Annotated in this window: 21 protein-coding genes, 1 tRNA gene and 1 pseudogene; 12 read left to right on the top strand and 11 right to left on the bottom strand. The window is 75.1% G+C overall.

Annotated elements, in window-relative coordinates; translation table 11 throughout:
* Positions 1 to 265: 265 nt before the first annotated feature.
* The 3 genes from DKT69_RS01375 to DKT69_RS01365 form a co-directional block, all read right to left on the bottom strand.
* Complete coding sequence (locus DKT69_RS01375; protein WP_255420173.1) at positions 266 to 1,483, bottom strand: RNA-guided endonuclease InsQ/TnpB family protein; 1,218 nt, start codon at positions 1,481 to 1,483, stop codon at positions 266 to 268.
* Positions 1,484 to 1,623: 140 nt separating this feature from the next.
* On the bottom strand, positions 1,624 to 2,976 hold the full coding sequence (locus DKT69_RS01370) for a dipeptidase (protein ID WP_201749434.1): 1,353 nt from the start codon (positions 2,974 to 2,976) through the stop codon (positions 1,624 to 1,626).
* A 188-nt stretch (positions 2,977 to 3,164) separates the two neighbouring features.
* Positions 3,165 to 3,788 carry a uridine kinase family protein gene (locus tag DKT69_RS01365; RefSeq protein ID WP_109799780.1) on the bottom strand — a complete coding sequence of 208 codons (624 nt, stop codon included), beginning with the start codon at positions 3,786 to 3,788 and terminating at the stop codon, positions 3,165 to 3,167.
* A 203-nt stretch (positions 3,789 to 3,991) separates the two neighbouring features.
* On the opposite strand from DKT69_RS01365, the gene DKT69_RS01360 reads away from it, so the two are divergent.
* Positions 3,992 to 4,393, top strand: a complete 402-nt coding sequence (locus DKT69_RS01360) for a rhodanese-like domain-containing protein (protein ID WP_109799789.1) — start codon at positions 3,992 to 3,994, stop codon at positions 4,391 to 4,393.
* On the opposite strand, the gene DKT69_RS01355 is transcribed toward DKT69_RS01360, so the two are convergent.
* The 3 genes from DKT69_RS01355 to ssb all read right to left on the bottom strand — a co-directional run bounded on the left by DKT69_RS01355 (position 4,387) and on the right by ssb (position 7,779).
* Positions 4,387 to 5,892 (bottom strand): cobyric acid synthase, encoded by a 1,506-nt coding sequence (locus tag DKT69_RS01355; protein ID WP_236647253.1) that lies wholly within the window; start codon positions 5,890 to 5,892, stop codon positions 4,387 to 4,389. The genes DKT69_RS01360 and DKT69_RS01355 overlap by 7 nt on opposite strands.
* A complete protein-coding gene (locus DKT69_RS01350; protein ID WP_438361791.1) occupies positions 5,889 to 6,908 on the bottom strand; it encodes a cobalamin biosynthesis protein in 1,020 nt (339 codons plus the stop codon). The genes DKT69_RS01355 and DKT69_RS01350 overlap by 4 nt, the downstream gene beginning before the upstream one ends.
* Positions 6,909 to 7,011: 103 nt before the next feature.
* Entirely contained in the window at positions 7,012 to 7,779 is a 768-nt protein-coding gene (ssb, locus tag DKT69_RS01345) for a single-stranded DNA-binding protein (protein WP_109799778.1), read from the bottom strand.
* A 382-nt stretch (positions 7,780 to 8,161) separates the two neighbouring features.
* On the opposite strand from ssb, the pseudogene DKT69_RS01340 reads away from it, so the two are divergent.
* Both DKT69_RS01340 and DKT69_RS01335 read left to right on the top strand, forming a co-directional pair.
* Positions 8,162 to 8,395, top strand: a pseudogene (locus tag DKT69_RS01340) (HPF/RaiA family ribosome-associated protein); the annotation flags it as partial.
* Positions 8,396 to 8,477: 82 nt separating this feature from the next.
* Positions 8,478 to 9,506, top strand: coding sequence for an alpha/beta hydrolase (locus DKT69_RS01335; RefSeq protein ID WP_201749431.1), 1,029 nt, complete (start codon positions 8,478 to 8,480; stop codon positions 9,504 to 9,506).
* A 3-nt stretch (positions 9,507 to 9,509) separates the two neighbouring features.
* Here DKT69_RS01335 and DKT69_RS01330 read toward each other — a convergent pair whose 3' ends face one another.
* Positions 9,510 to 10,268, bottom strand: coding sequence for a hypothetical protein (locus DKT69_RS01330; RefSeq protein WP_236647252.1), 759 nt, complete (start codon positions 10,266 to 10,268; stop codon positions 9,510 to 9,512).
* Positions 10,269 to 10,414: 146 nt separating this feature from the next.
* On the opposite strand from DKT69_RS01330, the gene DKT69_RS01325 reads away from it, so the two are divergent.
* Positions 10,415 to 10,490: transfer RNA gene (locus tag DKT69_RS01325), tRNA-Arg, on the top strand.
* Between the two features lie 50 nt (positions 10,491 to 10,540).
* Here DKT69_RS01325 and DKT69_RS01320 read toward each other — a convergent pair.
* Positions 10,541 to 11,344, bottom strand: a complete 804-nt coding sequence (locus tag DKT69_RS01320; RefSeq protein ID WP_109799786.1) for an inositol monophosphatase family protein — start codon at positions 11,342 to 11,344, stop codon at positions 10,541 to 10,543.
* Positions 11,345 to 11,526: 182 nt separating this feature from the next.
* Complete coding sequence (locus DKT69_RS01315; RefSeq protein WP_109799777.1) at positions 11,527 to 12,309, bottom strand: alpha/beta fold hydrolase; 783 nt, start codon at positions 12,307 to 12,309, stop codon at positions 11,527 to 11,529.
* Between the two features lie 488 nt (positions 12,310 to 12,797).
* On the opposite strand from DKT69_RS01315, the gene DKT69_RS01305 reads away from it, so the two are divergent.
* Positions 12,798 to 13,658: an alpha/beta fold hydrolase gene (locus tag DKT69_RS01305; protein ID WP_109799776.1), complete on the top strand. Its 861-nt coding sequence runs from the start codon at positions 12,798 to 12,800 to the stop codon at positions 13,656 to 13,658.
* Positions 13,659 to 13,832: 174 nt separating this feature from the next.
* On the opposite strand, the gene DKT69_RS01300 is transcribed toward DKT69_RS01305, so the two are convergent.
* A complete protein-coding gene (locus DKT69_RS01300; protein WP_109799775.1) occupies positions 13,833 to 14,339 on the bottom strand; it encodes a hypothetical protein in 507 nt (168 codons plus the stop codon).
* Positions 14,340 to 14,794: 455 nt separating this feature from the next.
* On the opposite strand from DKT69_RS01300, the gene DKT69_RS01295 reads away from it, so the two are divergent.
* A complete protein-coding gene (locus DKT69_RS01295) occupies positions 14,795 to 15,697 on the top strand; it encodes a septum formation family protein (RefSeq protein ID WP_109799774.1) in 903 nt (300 codons plus the stop codon).
* Here the strand turns inward: DKT69_RS01295 and DKT69_RS01290 are convergent.
* Complete coding sequence (locus DKT69_RS01290; protein WP_236647250.1) at positions 15,690 to 16,655, bottom strand: RNA polymerase subunit sigma-70; 966 nt, start codon at positions 16,653 to 16,655, stop codon at positions 15,690 to 15,692. The two genes, DKT69_RS01295 and DKT69_RS01290, sit on opposite strands and share 8 nt — an antisense overlap.
* 132 nt (positions 16,656 to 16,787) lie before the next feature.
* Between DKT69_RS01290 and DKT69_RS01285 the strand changes: the two genes are divergently transcribed.
* From DKT69_RS01285 to DKT69_RS01260, 6 genes are all read left to right on the top strand, one after another.
* A complete protein-coding gene (locus DKT69_RS01285; protein ID WP_161557746.1) occupies positions 16,788 to 17,195 on the top strand; it encodes an SgcJ/EcaC family oxidoreductase in 408 nt (135 codons plus the stop codon).
* Positions 17,196 to 17,275: 80 nt separating this feature from the next.
* Entirely contained in the window at positions 17,276 to 18,076 is an 801-nt protein-coding gene (locus DKT69_RS01280; protein WP_109799784.1) for a class I SAM-dependent methyltransferase, read from the top strand.
* 311 nt (positions 18,077 to 18,387) lie between these two features.
* Positions 18,388 to 19,566 carry a sensor histidine kinase gene (locus DKT69_RS01275; protein WP_109799772.1) on the top strand — a complete coding sequence of 393 codons (1,179 nt, stop codon included), beginning with the start codon at positions 18,388 to 18,390 and terminating at the stop codon, positions 19,564 to 19,566.
* 85 nt (positions 19,567 to 19,651) lie between these two features.
* Positions 19,652 to 20,773: a hypothetical protein gene (locus tag DKT69_RS01270; RefSeq protein ID WP_236647254.1), complete on the top strand. Its 1,122-nt coding sequence runs from the start codon at positions 19,652 to 19,654 to the stop codon at positions 20,771 to 20,773.
* Entirely contained in the window at positions 20,743 to 21,459 is a 717-nt protein-coding gene (locus DKT69_RS01265; RefSeq protein ID WP_109799771.1) for a response regulator, read from the top strand. The genes DKT69_RS01270 and DKT69_RS01265 overlap by 31 nt, the downstream gene beginning before the upstream one ends.
* Before the next feature lie 71 nt (positions 21,460 to 21,530).
* A partial coding sequence (locus DKT69_RS01260; RefSeq protein ID WP_109799782.1) for a hypothetical protein occupies positions 21,531 to 22,263 on the top strand: 733 nt, incomplete at its 3' end.

The raw sequence follows: 22,263 nt of genomic DNA, 5'->3' as shown, positions 1-22,263 counted from the left end.
TCACCACACGCGAGGCCATGACCATCCTCCGCAACCGCACCTACGGTTGCCAGGATGAACCCACCACCAGCGGCCCGACCAGCCCAACCACCCACCTCGGCGGTCCGAGGCGGAGCCTCACTGGTGCGTTGTCCACTAACGTTCACCGGGTTTGCGGTGGGTGTTGTGGATCCTCGCCTGTTGGGCGAGCGACTCCCCATCGGGTGGTGGGGCGGGCCTCCGCGGGCCAACTGATCCTCGCGCCGCCCGGGGTGGGCGGCGGGGGTCACGTCGGGACCGGCCGGCACCGGGTAGGTGCCGGCCGGCTCGACGGTGCGTGACCACCTCCGGCAGCACAACCGCTGCCGGGGTGGTGGGTCCGCCGCCCGGGGTGCGGGTCGATGCTGGCGGCCGCGGCCAGGTCGCGGTGGCCGGAGAATGCGCAGTGCGGGCAGGACAGGGTCCGGCCGCGGGGTTTCGGCACCCGCCTTCGGCAGGCGGGGCAGGTGGAGGAGGTGCCGCGTTCGTCGACCAGCCGTACGGTGATGCCGGCGAGGGTGGCCTTGTCGGTGAGGACCTGCAGGTGCCGGCCGATCTGCCACTGCCGCAACCGCAGGTTGTGCCGCCGCCCCGCGTCGATGTCGAGCACCCCGCGCGGGTCACCGACGTGCAGCACACCGACCCGCTGGCGAACGGCCCAGGACACGACGCTGCGGGCGGCCTCGTGCTGGGCCTGGCGGACCCGGCGCCGATGCCGGCCCTCGACCAGGCGTGCCCGACGCCGGTACTTGCGCCACCGCCGGGATCCCTTCTGGCCAGGTTTCGGCGCCCGCCGGGCCACGGCACGGCGGCGGGCTTTCGTGTCGGCGAGGTGCATGCGGTGCTCGGCGCGGATCGCCCGCCCCGACACCAGCAATCCCTCCCCGTCGGGGCCGGCCACGGCGTAGGGGTGGATGATCCCCAGGTCCACCCCGGCGACCCGGGCCGGGTCCGGTTCCTCGCCGGGCGGGTAGACCGCCACCGGCACCTCGGCGGTGACGTCGAGGAACAGGCGGCCGCCTTCGCAGAGCAGGGTGACCGAGCGGACCTGTTCGACCGGATACGGCACCTCCCGCGCCAGACGCACCCACAACGGGGCAGTGCCTCTGGCGGTCGGGACTCGCACCCGCCGGCCGTCGAGGGTGAACGTGCCGTGATACCAGCGCACCGGCACCAACCCCCGCCGACGACGCGGGAACCGCGCCGACACGTCACCGGCCTGGCGGCGCTTCGCCGCCGCGAACCACGCATCAGAGAACCGGCGCAACACCGAACGGGCACCCGTGGTGCCCAGGTCGCCGAAGGTGCCCGGCCCCGACGCGGACAGCTCCCGACACAACCGCTGATAGCCCACCAGCGGCGCGCCGCCGCGGCGGCGCCACGCGTTGACCTCCAACACACACGCCCACACATCACCGGCCGAGCGCAGCAACCCGAAACACCGCCGCCGCTGCCCCGGCGTCACCCGCACAGCAACCCGGGCGGTGCGATGCACGACCCGCGGCAAGGCCGGATCCCGACGACGAGGCACGAACCGAAGCCAACACCACCCCTACGACACTTTCCCAACCCCGACCAACCCGGCCAACGTTTGTGGTCAGAGCACTAGCTCCGGCTCGTGCCCGCCTCGGCGACCTTCGCCAGCAGCAGCGCCTCGGCCAGGCAGACCCGGGCGAACTCGCCCAGGTGCAGGCTCTCGTTCGGCCCGTGCGCCCGGGCGTGCGGGTCCTCCACCCCGGTCACCAGGATCGCCGCCTGCGGGAACATCTCCTGGAAGGTGGCGATGAACGGGATCGACCCGCCGACGCCGATGTCCACCGGGTCCGTGCCGTCCCAGGCGCCCCGGAAGGCCGAACGGGCGGCGTCGAACATCGGCCCGGTGGCGTCGATGACGCAGGGGTCGCCGTCGTGCTCGAAGGTCACCGTCACCCGCGCCCCCCACGGGGCGTGCTCCTCCAGGTGGGCGCGGAGCGCCGCGTACGCCTTCTTCGGGTCGTCGCCCGGCGCCAGCCGCACGCTCAGCTTGGCCTTCGCGGACGGGACCAGCGCGTTCGGCGCCTCCCCGGTGGCGGGGGCGTCGATGCCGAGCACCGCGAGGGCCGGCTTGGTCCAGAGCCGGTCGGTGATCCGGCCGGTGCCGATGAACCGCACGCCCTCGGCCAGGCCGGACTCGGCGCGGATCCGGTCCTCCGGGTAGTCGACGCTGGCGCCCTCCCGGCCGACCAGCCCCTCGACGGCCACGTCCCCGGCGTCGTCGTGCAGGGTGGCCAGCAGCCGGACCAGCGCGGTCAGCGCGTCCGGCACGGCGCCGCCGAACATCCCGCTGTGCACCGCGTGCTCCAGGGTGCGGACCTCGACGAAGCAGTTGACGATGCCGCGCAGCGAGGTGGTCAGCGCCGGCACGCCGATGTCCCAGTTGCCCGAGTCGGCGATCACGATCACGTCCGAGGCGATCTCGTCGCGGTGCTCGGCGAGCAGCTGCTCCAGCGAGTCGGAGCCGTACTCCTCCTCACCCTCGATGAAGAGGACCACGCCGACCGGGAGGCGGTCGCCGAACGCGCGCAGCGCGGCCACGTGCGCCATGATGCCGGCCTTGTCGTCGGCGGCACCGCGACCGTAGAGGCGGCCGTCCCGCTCGACCGGCTCGAACGGGTCGGACTCCCACAGCGCCCGGTCGCCGACCGGCTGGACGTCGTGGTGGGCGTAGAGCAGCACGGTGGGCGCGCCGGGCGGGGCAGGCTTCTTGCCGATCACGGCCGGCTGGCCGCCGGAGCGCACGATCTTGACGTCGAGGTCGCAGCCGCGCAGCAGCTCGGCCACCGCCTCGGCCGATCGCTCCACGTGCGAGTGGTCGAAGCCCTCGAAGGCGATGCCCGGGATGCGGACGAGACGTTCGAGGTCGGCACGGACTCCGGGCAGTTCACGCTCGACGGCGGCCCGCAGCTCGGACTCGGACATGATCGGTGTGGTCATGACCGGCATCGTATGACGACCTTACCCCGCGGCTCTCCCGAGCCCGCCCCGCCCGGTGCCCGACCGCCCGCACGATCAGCGGTTCCCCGGCCGAGGGTGGCCTCCCGGGGCGCGGAGACCGCTCCTGCCCGGACCCGGATCCCGCTCCGCCCGCGGCCGCCGGCGCGGGCCGGTCAGGGGCGGCGGACGTAGTAGCGGGTGGCGTCGTGCGGGAGACCGGGCGCGCCGTCGACCACCAGGTCGACCGCCGCCTCGGTGCCGTCGGCCGCGAAGTGCGCCCGCTCGCCGGCGTGCCAGCGCCGCAACTCGGGCAGGATCTCCGACCCGTCCCGGGTGAGCGCGCGGGACAGCCGCAGCGACGCCGGCGCGGTGACGAAGACCGACAGGGTCAGCTCCGGCCGCACCGCCGCGCGCGCCACGCTGACCCCCTCCACCACCAGCACCGGACCGACCGGCACCGGCACCTCCCGGGGCAGGAAGCGGCGCCGCACCCAGCTGTACCGCCGGTACGCGCCCGGCCGCCCGGCCCGCAGCGGCGCGAGCACCCACTCCTCCAGGCGCGGCCAGAAGGTGAGCTGGTCGTCCCAGCCGTCCAGCAGGTCGTCGGTACGCACCACGGGTGGCCGCCCGCCGCCGGACAGCGCGGCGAGGGCGTCCGCGAGCCGCGCCGCGAAGACGCTCTTCCCCGCGCCGCTCGGCCCGTCGACGGCCACCATCCGGGTACGCCCCAACCGCGCCGGGCGGGCGAGCACCCGCCGGGCCAGTTCGGCGTACGCCTCGACCACCGCCACCGTCACCCGCCCGACGCTAGTGCCCGCCGGCGTCGCCGACCGCCGCTCCCCCGGCCTCCACCCGCCGTCACCGCCGGCCCGCCGACTGCCCCGTCGTCGCTCGCGCTGGCCGGTGGTCCCCCGTCCGCTGGAACCTGCGGGCCGCCGGGGCCGTTCGCCGGGTGGAGCGGCGACGCCACCGGCATGATCGGGAGGTGCTGCATGACGTGATGAGTCCGGGCATCGACGCCCTGCTGGAACAGGCCCGGGCCGGACTGAACCGGCTCACCCCGCAGGAGACCGTCGAGGCGGTCCGCGTGGGCGCACTGCTGGTCGACACGCGTACCGAGACGCAGCGCCGGGAGCAGGGCGAACTGCCCGGGGCGATCGTGATCGACCGGGCCGTGCTGGAGTGGCGGCTCGATCCGGCGAGCGCGTGGCGGATCCCCGAGGCCACCGGTTACGACCGGGAGATCGTGGTGGTGTGCCGGGAGGGCTACAGCTCCAGCCTCACCGCCGCCAGCCTCCAGGCCGTCGGGCTGCGCCGGGCCACGGACATGATCGGCGGCGTGCAGGCCTGGCGGGAGGCGGGGCTGCCGATGTCGGACCGCCCCGCCGACGTCCGCTACTGATTACCGGCGCGGCCGCGCGATCCGGCGCCGCCTGATCGACACGTCGCGGACCTGGCGGGATCGGCCGGCGTCGGACAGCCCCATGTCCCCGACCTGGTGAACGCGGTGTCCGGGGCGACCCGAAAGCCGGTGCGCCCGGCGAGCCGGGCCACCTCGGTGAGGAAGCGGCGACGGAACCCGTCGGACTCGAAGGCCCCGTGCCAGTGGGTGCCGTGCACCGCGCCGACGAGCGCCCCCTCGGCGCTGCCGTCGGCGTGGTGGAGCAGCGGGGGCAGGGCCGGCTCGGTGGCGGAGACGTACCCGTGGTGGATCTCGTAGCCGCGGACCGGGACGTCGCCGGCGGCGGTGCCGGTGGACTGGCGGACGGTCTTGCGCGGGTCGAAGGTGATCTCGATGGGCAGCAGGCCCAGCCCGGGGACGCTGCCCTGACGGCTCTCGACCGGGTCGTGGATGGCCCGAGCGAGCATCTGGAAGCCGCCGCAGATGCCGAGCAGCGGCTTGCCGGCGGCGGCGTGCGCCAGCACCGCGTCGGCCAGCCCGGTCTCGCACAGCCAGGCCAGGTCGGCCACGGTGGACTTGGAGCCGGGGAGCACGACCAGGTCGGCGGCGGCCAGCTCGGCGGGCTCGACGGTCAGCCGGACCCGGACGCCGGGCTCGGTGGCGAGCGCCTCGACGTCGGTGGCGTTGCTGATCCGGGGCAGCCGGATGACGGCCACGTCCAGCCACTCCGTGCCGTACGGAGCGCCCGGTCGCCCGAGCACCCGGCCGTAGGCGAGCGAGTCCTCGGCGTCCAGCCAGAGGTCCAGCTCCCAGGGGAGCACCCCGTACGTCGGCCGACCGGTGACCCGGTGCAGCATGTCCAGCCCCGGCTGGAGCAGCCCGAGGTCGCCGCGGAACTTGTTGATCACGAAGCCGGCGATCAGCGCCTGGTCGGCCGGATCGAGCAGGGCCACCGTGCCGAACATCGAGGCGAAGGCGCCGCCCCGGTCGATGTCCCCGACCACGATGGTGGGCAGTCCGGCGTGCCGGGCGAGCCCCATGTTGACGTAGTCGCCGGCCCGCAGGTTGACCTCCGCCGGGCTGCCGGCTCCCTCGCAGATCACCACGTCGTACGCCGCCCGCAGTTCGGCAAGCGCGGCGAAGGCGGTCCCGGCGAGCCGGGGACGCAGTTCCCGATAGTTGCCGGCGGTGACCGTGTCGACGGCCTCGCCGAGCAGCACCACCTGGCTGGCGTGGTCGCTGCCGGGCTTGAGCAGCACCGGGTTGAAGCGCAGGTCCGGGGCGAGGCCGCAGGCGGCGGCCTGCATCGCCTGGGCGCGGCCGATCTCGCCGCCGCGCCCGTCCGGACCGACCACCACCGCCGAGTTGTTGGACATGTTCTGCGCCTTGAACGGCGCGACCTTCACGCCCTGCCGGTGCAGCCACCGGCAGATGCCGGCCGTGAGCACGCTCTTGCCGGCGTCCGAGGTGGTCCCGGCGACCAGCAGCCCGCCGCTCACCGTCCGCTCTCCCGCGTGGCCCCGGCCCGGCCCACGCCGCCCCGCACGGCGTGCAGCGCGGACCGCCCGACCGCGCCGACCAGCCGACCCGCCGTGAGCGGATAGGCCGCCGCGATCCCGAGGGCGGCCAACCCGACCGCGCCGGAGATCCGGGCGGCCCGCTTGAGGTGCCGCGCCTCGGGACGGGGGCCGTCGCCGAGGCACGGGCGCACCTCGGACCGGCCGAAGTAGACGTTGCGCCCGCCCAGCCGGACGCCGAGCGCGCCGGCCATGGCCGCCTCGCACTGGCCGGCGTTCGGGCTCGGATGGTCGTTGCGGTCCCGCCGCCAGACCTGCCAGGCCCGGCCAGGGTCGCCGTGCACGGTTGGCGCGACGGCGATGGAGAGCAGCCCGGTCAGCCGGGCGGGCACCAGGTTGAGCAGGTCGTCCAGGCGGGCGGCCGGAGTGCCGAACCGGGCGTAGCGGGGCGAGCGGTGTCCCACCATGGCGTCGAGCGTGTTCGCCGCGCGGTAGCCGAGCAGGCCGGGCAGCCCGGCGACAGCGCCCCAGACCAGGGGTGCGACGACTGCGTCGGAGGTGTTCTCGGCGACCGATTCGACGGTGGCCCGGGCCAGTTCCGACTCGTCCAGTGTGGACGGATCCCGGCCGCAGAGGTGGCCGAGCCGGCGGCGGGCGGCGGGCAGGTCGCCCCGGCGCAACGCCCGGCCCATCACCCGCGACTCCTGCCGCAGGGTGCGGCCGCCCAGGACCGTCCAGGTGCCGGCGGCCACCAGCGCCGCCCGCGCCACCGGGTGCCGCCTGGTGGCCAGGGTGGCGGCGACGCCGAGCAGCACCGGGGCGCCCACGGCCAGCGCGGTGAAGGCCGCCCCGGCCGCCCGGTCCGGCCGGTAGAGCCGCTGCTCCAGCGCGCCGGCCGCCCGGCCGAAGCCGGCCACCGGATGCCCGCGGCGGGGATCGCCGAGGAGCGAGTCCAGGGCGTAGCCCGCCACCAGTCCTGCCGCGTTCGCCGTCGCGATCGCCTGCCGCACCCGTCACCACCTCCGGCCGGTCAGCCTAGCCGTACGGCGGGGTGACCACCCTCGCGTCGCCACCCCGCTCCCCCGTGCACGACCCCAGGGTTCAGGCGGGCACCGGCGTCCGCCCCCGACCCCGGCGGCCCCGACCGGTCGGGCCGACGGTCGCGGGGTCGTCCACGACCGGGTCCAGCTCGTCGGGCGGCCCGGCGTCGTCGGGCTCGGCGGCCAGCTCGTCGGCGCCCTCGTCGTCGTCCCCAGCGCCGTCCGCCCGGTCGTCGAACGGGTCGGTCACCGCGCCGAACTCCCCGCCGGCGGGGCCGTCCAGGTCCAGGTCGGGCAGGCCGGGCCCGGCCTGCGCGGCGGTGAACCCGGGCAGCTCGACCTCGTCGTCGAACGGCCGGTCGTCGAGGGAGGCCGGCGCCTGGGCGGACGGCACCGGCTCGGTGGCCTCGCCGTGCACCCGCCGCTCCGCCTCGGCGTCCTCCACCGTGCTGGTGGTCACGCTGGGCCGGTTGCGCAGGAACCGGCCCCGACCGCGGGACAGGTCGTGCCCGACCGCGACGGCCTCCAGCTCGTAGAGGGTGCGGTGGTTGCCGGCGTCGTCGGTCCAGTCGCGGGTGTAGAGCCGGCCGGCGACGACCACCGGGTCGCCGACCATCACCGAGGCGGCCACCCCCTCGGCCAGCTTGCGCCAGCAGTTGACCCGGACCCGCAGGCGGTTGCCGTCGACCCAGCGGCCGCTGTCCCGGTCGAGCCGACGAGCCGTCGAGGCGACCTTGAAGTTGGCCACCAGGGTCTTGCTCTGGGTGGTACGGCGCCACTCGGGCGCGGTCAGCACGTTGCCGACGATGGTGACGTACGTATCGAACATCGTCCCTCCAGGGGAGATTCGGGGCTTGCCGTGGCGAGTCGACTCGACGCCGAGCCTGGGCCAGCGGACTCGCCACCGTCACCCCCACCGGCTGGGGCTGTGGACGACGCGGCCGGCTGTGGACAACGGCCTGATCAAGGTCCGGTCTGCTGGGGCCCACCGGCCCCGGGGCGCCGGCCCGGGCCGCACCATGATCGGAATCGCCGGACGGGCCACCCACGCCGAGCGGTTCCGGACGCACGCCGACGGGGTATGGATTTGATCAACCGAGAGAAAGGCCCCCGAGATGATCCTCCGCTCACCCCGTACGACCGGCCCCGTCCGCGCCGAGGGCGAGGTCCGGCGATGAGCGCCGTGCCGAACCCCGCCACCGTGGCCGGGTGCCGGCCGGCAGAAGATCGTCACGGCCTCCAGCGAGGAGGACCTGCCCGCCGCGCTCAACGACGTCCGCGACGACCTGCGGCGGCGGCTGAACGACGCCAAGACCCGGCAGGAGCCCCGGCACAACAAGCACCTGCGGGACAACGGCCGGCCCGACAGCGGCCCCGACCAGGCCGAAGAGCCGGACGAGCTGCCCGCCGCCGACCCGGACCGGGCCCGGGCGGAGAGCATCTGAGACGGCCCCGCCCCGTCCGCGCGTTGCGGACGGGGCGGGCGGGGGCTACCGCCGGGTAGCTTCGCGGCGTACCGTCGCGTTCGTGGAACCCGACGTGCTGGGACCGCCGTACGAGCGGCAGACGATCGACCTGGGCACCGACGGCGAGGGACCGGTCGTCGCGACTCTGATCCGCCGCCGGGCCGACCGCCCGACCGGGCGGGCGGTGCTCTACGTGCACGGCTTCGTCGACTACTTCTTCCAGACCCACGTCGCCGACTTCTTCGCCGAGCGCGGCTGGGACTTCTACGCCCTCGACCTGCGAAAGTACGGCCGCAGCCTGCTGCCGCACCAGACCCCGAACTTCTGCCAGGACCTGAGCGAGTACTTCCCCGAGCTGGACGCCGCCGCGAAGATCATCCGCGAGGACGACGGGCACGAGACCCTGCTCGCCATGGGCCACTCCACCGGCGGCCTGATCATCTCGCTGTGGGCGCACGCCCGCCGCGCGGACGGCCTGGTCGACGGCCTCTTCCTGAACAGCCCCTTCTTCGACATCAACGCGCCCTGGCTGGTCCGTCGGCCCCTCGCGGCCGCCGTCTCCCGGCTGGGCCGCAGGGCGCCGCACCGCATCCTCCCGTTCGGGCTCGGCACCGTGTACGGCGAGAGCCTGCACGCCGACCACCGGGGTGAGTGGAGCTACGACCTGACCTGGAAGCCGCTCGCCGGGTTCCCCGTGCGGGCCGGGTGGCTCAACGCGATCCGCACCGCCCAGCGCCAGCTCCGCGCCGGGCTGGAGATCCCGGTGCCGGTGCTGCTGGCCTGCTCGACCCGCAGCTTCCGCGGCACCAGGTGGCACGAGTCGGCCACCCTCGCCGACGCCGTGCTCGACGTGGAGCACATGGTCCGCTGGGCGCCCCGGCTCGGCCGGCACGTCACGCTGGCCCGCTTCGACGGCGGGCTGCACGACCTGACGCTCTCCAGCCCCGCCGTACGGGAAAAGGTCTTCACCGAGGCCGGGCGGTGGGCGGAGGCCTTCCTCGGCGCCGGCCCGACCCCGGCGACGCCGGACGGGCCGCCGGCGGCCCGGCGGCCGGTCGACGACCGGGCCGGTGCGACCGCCGAGGGCTGACCCTCAGGCGCCCGGCGACACCGCGGCGAGCACCGCCCGGATCCGGTCGAAGGTCGCGACCCGGTGGCCGCCGCCGCCGCCGGGCAGCACCAGACCCAGACAGTGCACCCCCAGGTCGCCGCCGGCGGTCTCCTCGACGCCGAAGACCGGGGCACCGACGTAACCGTCGGGCAGCTCCGTGGTGACGCGGATGTCGTCACCGTCGCGGACCAGCCGCTCGATGACCACCTCCAACGGCCGCGACCCGTCCGTGGCGACGCCGAGCGCGAGCACGAACGCCGACGCGGGGGCAGTGCCGATCCGGGCGACGGCGTCGGCGGGCGCCGCCACCGCGTCGGTCACCGGCTGCGTCCGCCACTGCCAGCCTCGGTCCCCGGCGTACTCGTGCAGATCCTTGGCGAGCATGGCGGCGAGCCCGACCTCCGGCCAGCGGACCCACTGCGCGGCGAAGTCCGCCAGCAGGATCCCGTCTGACGCCGCCCCCGGCGGCTCGGTCACGCTCGGCCGCACACCGATCTCCCCGTACGGTGCCCGGGTGATCGCGTCCGCGGTCAGCAGGTACTCGCGCACCAACTGCCTGCCGTCCGTGGCCGTGACCAGCTCGGTGAAGAAGAACGCCGTCCCGAAGCCCCGGGCGGCGGCACCCGGCCGGTCGAGCTGGCCGACCGGCAGGATGGCGCGGCCGAGGAGCTTGCAGAGCTCGGAGGCGATGTCGTTCTCGGTTTCCGGGTCGAGCAGCATGAGGCCGAGGGTACGGATCATGGCGGCCGCCCGTCTGCCGACCGGGGTAACCCGGGTGCCACCGAGGGGTGTGCCGTGCGACGCTGATCGGCGACGTGGCCGCGACCACCCGTTCCCCCGGTCGCCGGGGAGGCGGCGGTACCCTCTTGGCGCGACACCCACGACGCGCGCCCGTAGCTCAGCGGATAGAGCAGGGGACTTCTAATCCCAAGGCCGCAGGTTCGAATCCTGCCGGGCGCACCACCGTCTCCTACCGGTCAGCGCTGCTTGCCTGCGGGCAGGGAAGTCGCTGATCAACGAACAGGTGTGAGTTGGTTGCCCAACAGTGCCAGCAAGGCGGCGTGCGTCTGATGATCGGCCGCCACGACGAGCCCGCCCACGCCGGTGTGCAGCGGTTGTCCCTCGATGCCGGTCACCACGCATCCCGCGGCCTGGCACAAGGCGATCCCACTGGCGAAATGCACGCTGTCCCGTAGGTCGCCATCGGTGACGTATGCGGCTCGTCGGCCGGCTGCCACCCAGGCCACCGCCAGGGTGGTGGACACCACGCGTGGGCGGAACCGCTCGACGAACCCCGTGTCGGCGAGCAGCCGCACAGCCCGGAAGCGGGGAGCGTTCGGAAACGGCGGATCGAGGTTGACATCCACCAACCGCGACTCGGCCGACGGCCTGAGCTGCTCGTCCACACCGTCGCGGCGCACGTGTGCGCTGGTGCCGTCAGTCCAGAACACCTCATCGGCGAACGGGTCAGCTGAGACCGCCACGGTGACTGTCGAACCCGTCCGCAGCGCGACGTTCACCGCGACCAGCATGTTGCGCACGGCATAGTTCAGCGTGCCGCACAGGGGATCGACCAACCACATCCGCTCCGCGGCGCTGGCGCCCGTGCGTCCACTCTCCTCACCGGTCACGGCATCCTCCGGCCGCGCGGAGCGAAGAACGTCGAGGACCGCATTCTCCGCTTCGATATCGGCAGCAGTGGCGAAGTCACCCGCGGACTTCTCGAAGCGCGTCAGCGAGGCCCCGTACCTGGCCCGCACGACAGCAGCTCCCGCTTGCGCTGCCGCGATAGCCACGTCCTGGTCGGTGATCAGCATGCGCGCAGGATAGACGGCGGCCGCGAGGAGATCCGCCTCAGCGCCGCCAACCATGCCAGCCATCCATTGGTTCGCGGTTCAGTCACCTGGTGCTGGTCATCGACGCCGAACGAGCATCGCCCCGCCGCTTGTCGATCAGTTCCTCGACGTCGGAGGGCACGTTGATCGCGCGCGCACTCCCGTCAGCTCCGCAGGTCCCGGCCACTCCCGGCGTGCGTTCCCCGCAGGAAGTCGAGCAGCAGCGGATTCACCGCCTCAGGGCGCTCCAGGCTGGGCAGATGACCCGCCCAGTCGAGTTCGAGGTGCCGGGCGTCGGCCAGTTCCCTCGACAGGCGGAGCGCGATCTGGCGGAAGTCCGGCAGGTCGTGGTCGCCGGAGATCAGCAGGGTGGCGGCGGTGATGTCGGCGCGGTCGAACTCGGGCCGGAGCTGCGGGAACTGCTCGACGGCGGCCAGTTGCACGTCGAAGGCGCGCCGCTGCATCTCGCGTACCTTCTCCCGGGTCGCCTGGTCGGCGTGCGGGCCCAGCAGCGTGTCCACGTTGAGGTCGGTCGCTTCGCTGACGTCCCCGGCTTCCAGCAGTGCGTCCTCACGTTCGCCGAACGCCCGGAGTTCGGCGCTGGGCTCATGCCCGGCCAGCGCGGTGCAGAGCAACGCCAGCCCCGTGACCCGGTACGGCCACCGGGCGGCGATCTCCAGCGCCACCCGGCCACCGCCGGACGACCCGACCAGCGCGAACTCCTCGGCGCCGAGCAGGTCCAGCAGCTCTACGACGTCCTGCGCGTTGTTGTACGGCCCGTCGGGGACGGGCGAGTCGCCGTAGCCCCGCATGTCGCTGCGTACCACTCGAAAACCGGCGTCGGCCAGGATCGGCAGCTGCGGGTCCCACATCCGCCGGTCGCAGGCCGTGGAATGCAGCAGGACCACGGTCGGGCCGCTCCCGGCCACGTCATGAGCAAGTGTCACCGGCTCACCCTAGGGGTGCGGCTCCCGGCGCACACCCGCATTTCGCTCGCGCTCCGTTCGACGCAGCGACAGGTCCACGTCTGGTCCGACAACGGGTCAGATCCGCTCGTAGACGGAGACGTGCTGCCGGCTGGCGGCAGTGAACGGGCTGTAGTCCCAGTCGTTCCAGCGGTCCCGCAGCCGCATGCCGGCCAGCCGCGCCATCAGGTCCAGCTCGGCCGGCCAGGAACTCCACAGCCGGAGTGGTCGGGAGAGTTCCGATCGTCGTACTCGTGGGCGTACCGGTCGAAGAACGCCGCCGTAATTCCTCCGGTCAGGCCGCCGGCGTCCACACCCAGGGCGTGGTGGTGCTGACCTCGTGCAGGCCGAGCCGGCGCAGGATGGGACAGCTGTCCAGCGGATTCCGGCAGCCGGATCAAGGGGTTTTCCGGCCCGGACCGCCCCGCCGGCGAGGCGGTCACGTCGGCCGGTGCGACTAGTCTCCGGCCATGGTGACAGAGCTGGATCTTCGGCTGGCCGACGGCCGCACGCTGCACGCCTACGACACCGGCGGGGAGGACCGGCTCGCCGTCGTCTGGCACCACGGCACCCCGAACCTCGGCGCGCCGCCCGCGCCCCTGTTCGCGGCGGCCGACCGGCTGGGCATCCGCTGGATCTCCCACGACCGTCCCGGGTACGGCGGCTCCACGCCCCTCCCCGACCGGGACGTCGCCTCGGCCGCCACCGACGTGGCCGCGGTCGCGGACGCCCTGGGCGTCGACCGGTTCGCGGTGCTCGGGCACTCCGGCGGGGGTCCGCATGCCCTGGCCTGCGGCGCGCTCCTGCCGGACCGCGTGCTCGCCGTGGTCAGCAGCGCGGGCCTGGGCCCGTACGGCGCCGACGGGCTGGACTGGTTCGCCGGCATGGTCCCCTCCGGTGTGGCGTCGCTGCGTGCCGCCGCGGCCGGGCGCGCGGCGAAGGAGAAGTTCGAGGCCTCCGGCGTCGAGTACGACCCGGCGTTCACCCCGCCCGACCTGGCCGCCCTGGCCGGCGAGTGGTCCTGGTTCGACAGTGTCGTCGGTCCGGCGATCCAAGCCGGCCCGGGCGGGCTGATCGACGACGACCTGGCGTACGTGTCGCCGTGGGGATTCGACCCGGCGCGGATCACGGCGCCGGTGCTGCTGCTGCACGGCGGCCGGGACGGGGTCGTGCCGGCGGCGCACGGCGAGTGGCTGGCGCGGATCTGTCCCGGCGCGGAGCTGCGGCGGTACCCGGAGGACGGGCACATCTCCGTGCTCACCCACGCCGAGTCGGCCCTGGAGTGGCTGCGCGGCCGGGCCGACGCGGCGGGCGCCGCGGACCGTCGGTAGCAGGCGGACGATTTGTGGCGCGGCGGCGGCCGTGGGACCCGGCCGCCGCCGCGCCGCGCCCGGTGCGGACGCGGATCGCGACGCCGCACGGATGACCGGGGGGAGGGTCATCCGTGCGGACGCCGCGGTGCCGGCACCGGGCGGTGGAGGGGGGTGCCCGCCCGGTGCCGGAGGTCAGTTGGTGGGCGGAGCGGTCCGCTGGTGGCCGCCGGGCGCCTCGGGGCGTTCCGTCTTCGCCGGGGTCGGACGGGTCTGCGGCTGGCCGGTCGGGTGGCTCGGGGTGGCCGTGGGCCGGGCCTTGCCCTTCTCGGTCGCCAGCAGCGTGTCGCAGTACGCGGCCACCTGCTCCTTCGCGCCGGCGGTGGTGATCAGCACCCGGAACGCCGGGTTCTCCAGTGCCTTGCCCGGGTTGTCACCGGCGCCGGCCCGGTAGGCGCGGCAGAGGCCGGCCAGGTTCGGCGACGGGGAGCCCTTCGCCTCGGCCGGCGAGCCCTTGCCCTGGTCGGCCTTGTCGGCGGGTTTGCCGGTGGCGTGGGCCGCCGGCTTCGCGCTCGGCGCGGTGAGCGGGTCGGGCAGCGTGCCGGTCGCGGCGGCGAGCGCCACGCCACCGGTGGCGGCGACGGCGAGCGCCGTGGCGCCGACCTTCAGGGTGAGGAGTTTCGCGAGGGCGGTCTCAAGCATCGAGCAGCTCCGTCTGGGGGATGGAAGTACGGACGTGCCACCCGGCGTGCCTCCGGTGCAGCGGTGTCCCCGGCGGGGGGTGCCGGGAACCGGGACGTACGCACGCGGTGACCCACGGCCGGGCGGGTGCGGCCGGCCGCTGCCGCGGACCGACGCCGACGCCGCTGAGTGATCAGTCGGCGACGCCCCAGGTCAGCTGGTCGAAGAGTTTGTGCGTTCATCTCGTGCCCCTCAGCGCCGGGCCTCCACCAGATGTCACACCGTCACGGTGGGATGGCCGCCCCACGACGGGCGGCGACGGAAGCCGGGGCGACGGCAGCACCGACGCGCTGGGAGGACGCGGTCATGACCAGGCCCAGCGACGTACGTCACCTCGTCGGCGGCGGGCGCGGAACCCCGGCCGGCCGGCGGACACGTATGCTGCCCGCGTTCGCACGGGGGGCTGGGAGAGTGGCATGAAGCGGTGGCGCGGTGTGACGGCGTGGGCCGCCCTGGTCATGGTGGTGCTGGCGGGGTGCGGCACGCCGGCCGGCACGGACGGCGACCTGACCGACGACTGGCGTCCGGTCGGCAAGGTCGAGCAGTTCACCCCGAAGGTGGGCGACTGCCACCTGATCGCCGAGCCGAGCAGCTACCTGACCAGCTACCAGCCGGTGGAGTGCGGCCGGGCGCACCTGGTGGAGACCATCCACCTCGGCACCTTCACCGGTGCACTCGCCGAGCGCCCGACCCCGCCACCGGTCGGCTCCGCCGCGATCCGTCCCGCGTTCGCCGACTGTGACGCGAAGGCGACGGCGTTCGTCGGTGGCGACTGGCGGGGGGCCCGGCTGTCGGTGCAGGTGGTGCCGCCGTCGCCCCCCGGCTGGACGGGTGGCAGTCGGTGGTACCGCTGTGACCTTTTCGAACTGGACACCGTGGACGGCGGCACGTTCCGGGATCACCCGAACGACCATGCGATCCAGCACACCGGCAGCCTGCGCGACGCGCTGAAGCGCCCGTCGCCGCTGGCGTTCGGTTGCCTGACCGAGGACCGGTGGGGCAACTTCCAGCAGGTCGGCTGCGCCACGGCCCACCAGTTCGAGTACGTCGGCGCGTGGACCGTACCGGACGGCCGGTACGCGGACGCCGGCCGGCACCAGGAGTCCATTCACGCCGGGTGCCGCACCGTCGTCGCCCGGTACGCCAAGGTCCCGGTCGACCGGATGCTGCGGTACCGGACGGGGACGTCGTATCAGTTGCCGTCGGAGGAGGCTTGGGCGCGCGGTGACCGGGGGGTGCGCTGCTTCTACTGGTCGAGCGGGAAGAAGGTCACCCGGTCGATCAAGGGCGGCGGCACGAAGGCGCTCCCGGTCAACTGACCGGCACGGTGGCCGGAAACGGGGTCAATCCGAACGCGGCGAACACCGCCCGATCCTGGAAGACGACGTTCCGGCTGATCCGGCCGCGGTCGACGGTGAGGACCTGCAGGGTGTGCGGGACGTACGCGTTCCCGTCGCGCACGTACGCGGCCAGCGCGGGTTGGCCGTTGGCGGCGGTGGGCAGCATCCGCCAGTCGGTGCCGCGCATGGCGAAGACCCGGGCGATGAACCGGCCGTAGCGCTCCCGGCCGGCATACCAGTTGAGCACCGGGGGCATCTCCAGCACGGCGTCGGCGGTGAGCAGCCGGGTCAGCGCCGCCACGTCGGCCCGCTCGAACGCCGCCACGTACCGGTCCACCAGCGCCCGGCGGTCGGGGTCGGCCGGTTCGGCGACCTGTTCCTCCCGTACGGCGACCGCGCCCAGCCGGGCGCGGGCCCATTGCAGCCCGCTGTTGACCGCGGCCGGCGTGGTGGCGAGGGTCTCGGCGACCTCGGCGGCCGACTGGCCGAGCACGTCGCGCAGGATCAGGATGGCCCGCTGCCGGGCTGGCAGGAGTTGCAGGGCGGCGACCAGCGCGAGCCGCAGGCTGCCCCGGGCGACGACCACGGTGGCCGGGTCGAGCAGCGCGTCGGGGACGGGCTGCAACCAGGGCACCTCCCCCACCACCAGGTGACCGTCCGGGTCGGGGTTCGGCGCGACGAGGTCCGACGGCAGCGGCCGCCGGGCCCGGCCGCGCAGCGCGGTGAGGCAGGCGTTGGTCGCGATCCGGTGCAGCCAGGTCCGCAGCGAGGCCCGGTCCGGGTCGTACCGGTCGAAGGCCCGCCAGGCCCGCAGCAGCGTCTCCTGCACCAGGTCCTCGGCCTCGTGCACCGAGCCGAGCATCCGGTAGCAGTGCGCCAGCAGCTCCCGCCGGTACGGGCGGGTCCGCCGGTCGAAGTCCTCGCTGATCACGGTCACCGGTCCGTCCCTTCCGATCTGCCCTGCACATACCTACCGGCCCGGTCGCCGGAAGTCATCGCCGGCGGACCGATGAGTTGCCGCCCGACGCCGAGTAGGTACCGGCGAGGCCCACACCACGGAAGGACGACCATGACGAACACCGGAACCATGCACCTTCGCGACGACCGGGCGGTACGCGAGGTGCTGCACGCCCTCGTCGCCGCCTGGGCGGCCAACGACGCCGATGCCTTCGCCGACCGCTACGCCGACGATGCCACGGTGGTGCTGCCCGGCGGGGTGTTCCACCAGGGCCGGGAGGAGGTCCGCCGGTACCTGGCGGGCGCCTTCGCCGGCCCGCTGCGGGGCTCCACCTCGGTGGACGAGCCGGAGAGCGTCCGGCTCGTCGGGGACGACGCGGCGGTGGTGGTCAGCCGCAGCGGCTTCCTGCTCCCCGGCGAGGAGACGCTCCCCGCCGACCGGCTCCGCCGCGCCACCTGGGTGCTGACCCGACGCGACGACGGGTGGCGGGTCGCGGCGTACCACAACTGCCCGGCCTGACCGAGCCTCCGGCCGCCCACCTCGAGGCGGGCGGCCGGAAACCGGATGACGGCCGCGCCGCCGCCGTCCACCATCGACGGATGCCACATCATCGACCGGCCGAGCCGGACATCCGGCGGTACTACACCGAGGTCTACGCCGAGGCGGAGCGGCTGCACCGCGCCCCGCAGGGACGGCTGGAGTCGGCGCGTACCCGGGACCTGCTGTCCCGGCTGCTGCCCGCGCCACCGGCCTCGGTGCTCGACGTCGGCGGGGGCCCCGGCGCGTACGCGGCATGGCTCGCGGCGGCCGGCCACCGGGTGCATCTGGTCGACCTGGTGCCGGCGCACGTGGCCGCCGCCCGGGACGCCCACCCGGAGATCGTCGCCAGCGTGGGCGACGCCCGGGACCTGCCGCTGCCCGACGACTCGGTCGACGCGACCCTGCTGCTGGGTCCGCTCTACCACCTCACCGACCGGGCGGACCGGGTGACCGCGCTGCGCGAGGCGGCCCGGCTGACCCGGCCCGGCGGGCCGGTGATCGCGGCGGTGATCAGCCGCAACGCCGCGCTGATGGATCTGACCCGGCAGGGTGTGGTGGACGAGCGCACCCGGCCGAGCCTGCTCGCCACGTACGCCAGCGGGGTGAACGACCCGGAGACCGGCTTCACCACCGCCTACTTCCACCGCCCGGAGCAGGTGGTGGACGAGTTCACCGCGGCCGGCCTGCCGACCCCCGACCTGTACGGGGTGGAGGGACCACTCTGGCCGCTGCTGGACGCGCTGGACGTCGGACCGGACGACCGGCTCTTCCGCGACGCGATCGACTGCGCGGCGGCGTTCGAGCGGGACCCGGCGGTGATCGGGGCCAGCTCGCACCTGCTCGCGGTCGCCCCCGCCTGACGCGTCGCGCATCCGAAGCGGCGCGCCGAGCGGGCCGGCGGCGATCAGCTCGTCCACCACGTCGGGCGGCAGGTCGAGGGTGGCGGCCAGCCGCAGCGCGTCGCCGATCCCGGCGAGGGCGAGGCCCAGGGTGGGGCTGCGGACCAGCTTGGCGGCCGCGCGGCATTGCGCACCGACCCGGCGACGTCGGAACGCGCCGGCGACGCGCCGCGTACCGAAGGTGACCAGTTGCCGCACAACATGTTATTCTCCGGCGTCGATCTACGCCGTGCGGACCCGACCGGGTCGCTGCCGGAAGGACACCTCCCCCGATGCCGGTCGCTGCCGCCCCGACCTCGCCGCCGTCCTTGTGGGACCGGCCGGCGGGCGGCGCGTTCGACCTCGTCTTCACCACCCTGCCGGCGCTGCTCCGGCTGACCTGCGGTCTGGTCGGCGCGGTGGCCGCCCTCGCGGTCCGGACGCCGCCCGTGCGGGTGGCCCTGCTGGTCCCGGTGGTCGCCACGCTCACCGCCTGGTCGGTCTGGTACGCCGTCCGGGCCCTGCGGCCCGGCGTGACCGGGCCGCTGGCGGCCGGCGACGTCGCGCTCACCACCGCGACCTGCCTGCTCATCCCGTGGCTGGTGGCGCCGGACGTGCTGCCCGGTGAGGGGAGCTGGATCGCGGTGCTGGCCAGCACCACCGTGATCAACGCCCAGGCCACCGCCCCGGCCCACTGGTCCATTCCGGCCGGGCTGCTGGTCACCGCCGGGTACGTGGCCGGCGCGGCGGACGCCGGCAACGTCGTCGAGGCGCGCGCGCACGCCGCCACGCTGCTGGTGCAGACCAGCTGCGCGGCGGTGATGACGGCGGTGATGCGGCGGCGGATCGGTCACGCCGACCGGGCCTTCGCCGACCACCAGCGGCTGGCCCGGGCGGCGGTGGTGGCCCGGACGGCCCGGGAGGCGGAGCGACGGCAGAACCGGGACCTGCACGACACCGTGCTGGCCACGCTGACCATGGTCGGGCTCGGTGCGGTCGCCGGCCCGTCGGCCGCGCTGCGCGACCGGTGCGCGGCCGACCTGCGTACCCTCGCCGCCCTGGCCGACGCCCGGTCGGCGCCGGCGGCGGGACCGACCGGGCTGGACGACCGGCTGCGGGCGGTCCTCGCGCGGCTGCCCGAGCTGTCGGTGAGCGCGACGCTGGCGCCGTGCGCGGTCCCGGCGGAGGTCGCCGAGGCGCTCGCCGAGAGCGCCGCCGCCGCGCTGTCCAACGTGGCCCGCCACGCGCCGGGCGCGACCGTCACGCTGTGCCTGGCCCGCGACGCCGACGCCGTCGTGGTCGAGGTCGCCGACCACGGTCCCGGCTTCGACCCGGCCACGGTCCCGCCCCACCGGTACGGGGTGCGCGAGTCGATCCGCGGCCGGATGACGACCGTCGGCGGGCGGGCCGAGGTGGTGTCCGCCCCCGGGGCGGGCACCCGGATCCGGCTGGAGTGGCCCGGTGTCGGCTGACCTGGGCCCCTCGGTCGGCGCGCCGGGGGACGTCGCCCGCCGCCCGCGGCTCCCCGGCGGACCGGCCGGGGCGGCGGGCGAGCGGGTGGCCGCGGGGGCCGCGGCGAGCGCGGTCGCGAGCGCGTCCGACCGGGGCGCCCGGGCCGCGGCGGTGACCATCGCGCTGGCCTGGCACGTGGCGATCGCGCTGCCGGCGGTACTGGTCGCCTGGCCGGACCTGGCCGCGCCCGCAGTGGTGGGCGTGGGTTGGCTGGTCACCGCGGCGGTCGGCGGGCTGGCCGGCGTACGGCTGCTCCGGCGCGCCCCGCTGCCCACCCGGCGGCTGGCGGCGGTGCTGCTGCTGGTCGACGCGGCGGTCTTCGCCGCGGCCGGCGAGCGGTACCTGTTCACCACGGCGAACTGGGTGTGGAGCGGGCTCGCCTGGTTCTTCGTGCTGGTGCTCTGGCGCCGCCCGGTCCGCTGGCTGCTCGCGCTGCTGGGCGCGCACGCGGTGATCGCGCTGGGCGAGCTGCTCGGGCACGGCGCGACCGACCCCGCCGACCTCACCCGCTACGCGATGTACGTCTACGGCACCTCGTCGCTGCCGGTGGCGGTCTTCGTCGGGGCCGCCGCGATCGCCGCCCTCGCCCGGGACCGGGCCGCCACCGCCGCGGCCGCCGGAGCGGTGGCGGCGGAACGGGTGGCCGCGGAGCGGGCCCGGGAGGACCGTCGGAGCCGACTGGCCCTGGTCAGCGGCACCGCCGAGGAGGTGCTGGCGGATCTCGCGGCCGGCCACGCCGACCCGGCCGACCCGGAGGTGCGGCGGCGCTGCGTGCTGGCGGCCGCCCGGCTGCGGCGGCTGATCGCCGAATCGGACGACGTGCCCGACCCGCTGCTGCACGAGCTGCGCGCCGCCGCCGACCTGGCCGACCGCAACGGCCTTCCGATCGAGTTCATCGCCATCGGCGTGCCGCCGAAGCTGCCGGTGGCGGTACGCCGCCGGCTCGCCGACCCGCTCACCGCGGCGCTCGCCGACGCCCGGCGGTGGGCCCGGCTGACCGTCGTCGCCGGGCCGGACGAGGTGGTGGTCAGCCTGGTCACCCCGGACCACGACCGGCCGCACGCCACCGGTCCACCCGCCGCCCACGACGAGGCGGGTCCGGTGGAGCAGGTGCACGAGCGGGACGGGGAGATCAGATGGACGCAGACGCGCTGGCAGAAGACGTGACCGGCGCTCCGCCGATCGGCGTGGCGATCGTGGACGACCACCCGGTGGTGATCGACGGGGTGCGGGCCTGGCTGGCCGCCGAGCCGCGGCTGCGGGTGCTCGCCACCGGGGACGATCCGGACGTGGTGCTCCGGGCCGCCCCGGAGGCCGAGGTGGTCCTGCTGGACCTGCGGCTGCACGGGCGGATGGTTCTCGACAAGCTGGCCGAGCTGAGCGCCGCCGGCCGGCGGGTGGTGGTCTACTCCGAGCACACCCACCCGGACACCATGCTCGCCGCGCTCGACGCGGGGGCGGTGGCCTTCCTGGCCAAGCACGAGGGACGCGAGCACTGCCTCGCCACCGTGCTCGCCGCGGCCGACGACCGCCCGTACGTGCCGCCGGCGCTGGCCGGGGCGATGGTGGGCGACCCCCGGCCGGACCGGCCGTCCCTGTCGGACAAGGAGCGCGAGGCGCTGCTGCTGTGGTTCCAGTCGATGTCGAAGGCCTCGGTGGCGCGCCGGATGCGGATCAGCGAGCACACCGTCAAGCAGTACGTGGACCGGGCGCGGATCAAATACACCCGGGCGGGTCGACCGGCCGCCACCAAGGCGGCCCTGCTCGCCCGGGCGATCGAGGACGGACTCGTCCGGCCGGAAGAGATCGGCATCTACCGGTCACAGGCGGCGACCGACCGGCCGACCCCCTAACGGGTGTCATGACACAGAGCGTGTCGTCGGCGACGCTCGACGTACCGCCAACCGCCCGGGAGGTCGTGACAGTGCAGGAGGACGCCGCACCCTTCTTCGTCGGGCCACACCGCTTCGACGGCGACGACGACCCCGCCCGTCCCGTGCTCGACCGGCGGCACACGCTGGTCCCGGAGCCCGGCGAGCGGGTGCTCGCGCTGCACCGACTCCGGGTGGCCGGTCACCTGCTCGGCCCCACCGAAAGCGCCCGCAGCTGGGTGCTCCCCGCCGCCGCGACGGTCACCGTCACCGACCGTAGGGTCGCGTACGTCTGTGGCGGGTCCGAGCTGGCCCTGGTCGCCGGGCGGGACGGCTCGACCGGCGCCCGCCACCGGCGTTCGGCCCGGCTGTCCCGCCTGGCCAGCGGGCAGGTCCGCTGGCAGTGGCCGTCCCGGCTGGAGCTGCGGGCCGACGACCCGGACGGCGGCGCCGAGCTGCTGGTCGTCTGCGACGCGCTGCGCACCATCCGACAGCCGGCGCTCGCCCTCGGCGGCCCCGGCCCGCTGGTCGCCGAGCTGGCCCGGCAGGTACGCCGGTCGGTGGCCGCCTTCCGGCTGATGCACCCGGAGCTGGTGGAACTCTCCCCGCCGGAGCGGGACGTGCTGGCCACCCGGGTCGGCGCTACGTCCGTCCCGGCGGCGGGCCGGGTCACCCTGCCCGGCTCGCTCCCGGTCGAGTTCCTCTCCCGCGAGGACTACTACCGTCCGCACGCCCAGCCGGGCCCGCTCTGGCCCCGCCAGCTGGTGCACCCGGCCCAGGTACTGC

Source organism: Micromonospora sicca (assembly GCF_003172935.1).
Lineage (GTDB): Bacteria > Actinomycetota > Actinomycetes > Mycobacteriales > Micromonosporaceae > Micromonospora > Micromonospora sicca.
The sequence above is the reverse complement of the archived record's forward strand: the minus strand, read 5'-3'. Positions and strand labels throughout refer to the sequence as shown.

What these genes read in the sequence shown, in the direction of transcription:
- DKT69_RS01275 (WP_109799772.1), top strand. Translation starts at nt 18,388, where the DNA reads ATGCCGGTCGCTGCCGCCCCGACCTCGCCGCCGTCCTTGTGGGACCGG.
- DKT69_RS01305 (WP_109799776.1), top strand. Translation starts at nt 12,798, where the DNA reads ATGGTGACAGAGCTGGATCTTCGGCTGGCCGACGGCCGCACGCTGCAC.
- DKT69_RS01330 (WP_236647252.1), bottom strand. Translation starts at nt 10,268, where the DNA reads ATGATCCGTACCCTCGGCCTCATGCTGCTCGACCCGGAAACCGAGAAC.
- DKT69_RS01370 (WP_201749434.1), bottom strand. Translation starts at nt 2,976, where the DNA reads ATGTCCGAGTCCGAGCTGCGGGCCGCCGTCGAGCGTGAACTGCCCGGA.
- ssb (WP_109799778.1), bottom strand. Translation starts at nt 7,779, where the DNA reads ATGTTCGATACGTACGTCACCATCGTCGGCAACGTGCTGACCGCGCCC.
- DKT69_RS01320 (WP_109799786.1), bottom strand. Translation starts at nt 11,344, where the DNA reads ATGCTGATCACCGACCAGGACGTGGCTATCGCGGCAGCGCAAGCGGGA.
- DKT69_RS01285 (WP_161557746.1), top strand. Translation starts at nt 16,788, where the DNA reads ATGACGAACACCGGAACCATGCACCTTCGCGACGACCGGGCGGTACGC.
- DKT69_RS01295 (WP_109799774.1), top strand. Translation starts at nt 14,795, where the DNA reads ATGAAGCGGTGGCGCGGTGTGACGGCGTGGGCCGCCCTGGTCATGGTG.
- DKT69_RS01280 (WP_109799784.1), top strand. Translation starts at nt 17,276, where the DNA reads ATGCCACATCATCGACCGGCCGAGCCGGACATCCGGCGGTACTACACC.
- DKT69_RS01265 (WP_109799771.1), top strand. Translation starts at nt 20,743, where the DNA reads ATGGACGCAGACGCGCTGGCAGAAGACGTGACCGGCGCTCCGCCGATC.
- DKT69_RS01300 (WP_109799775.1), bottom strand. Translation starts at nt 14,339, where the DNA reads ATGCTTGAGACCGCCCTCGCGAAACTCCTCACCCTGAAGGTCGGCGCC.
- DKT69_RS01360 (WP_109799789.1), top strand. Translation starts at nt 3,992, where the DNA reads ATGAGTCCGGGCATCGACGCCCTGCTGGAACAGGCCCGGGCCGGACTG.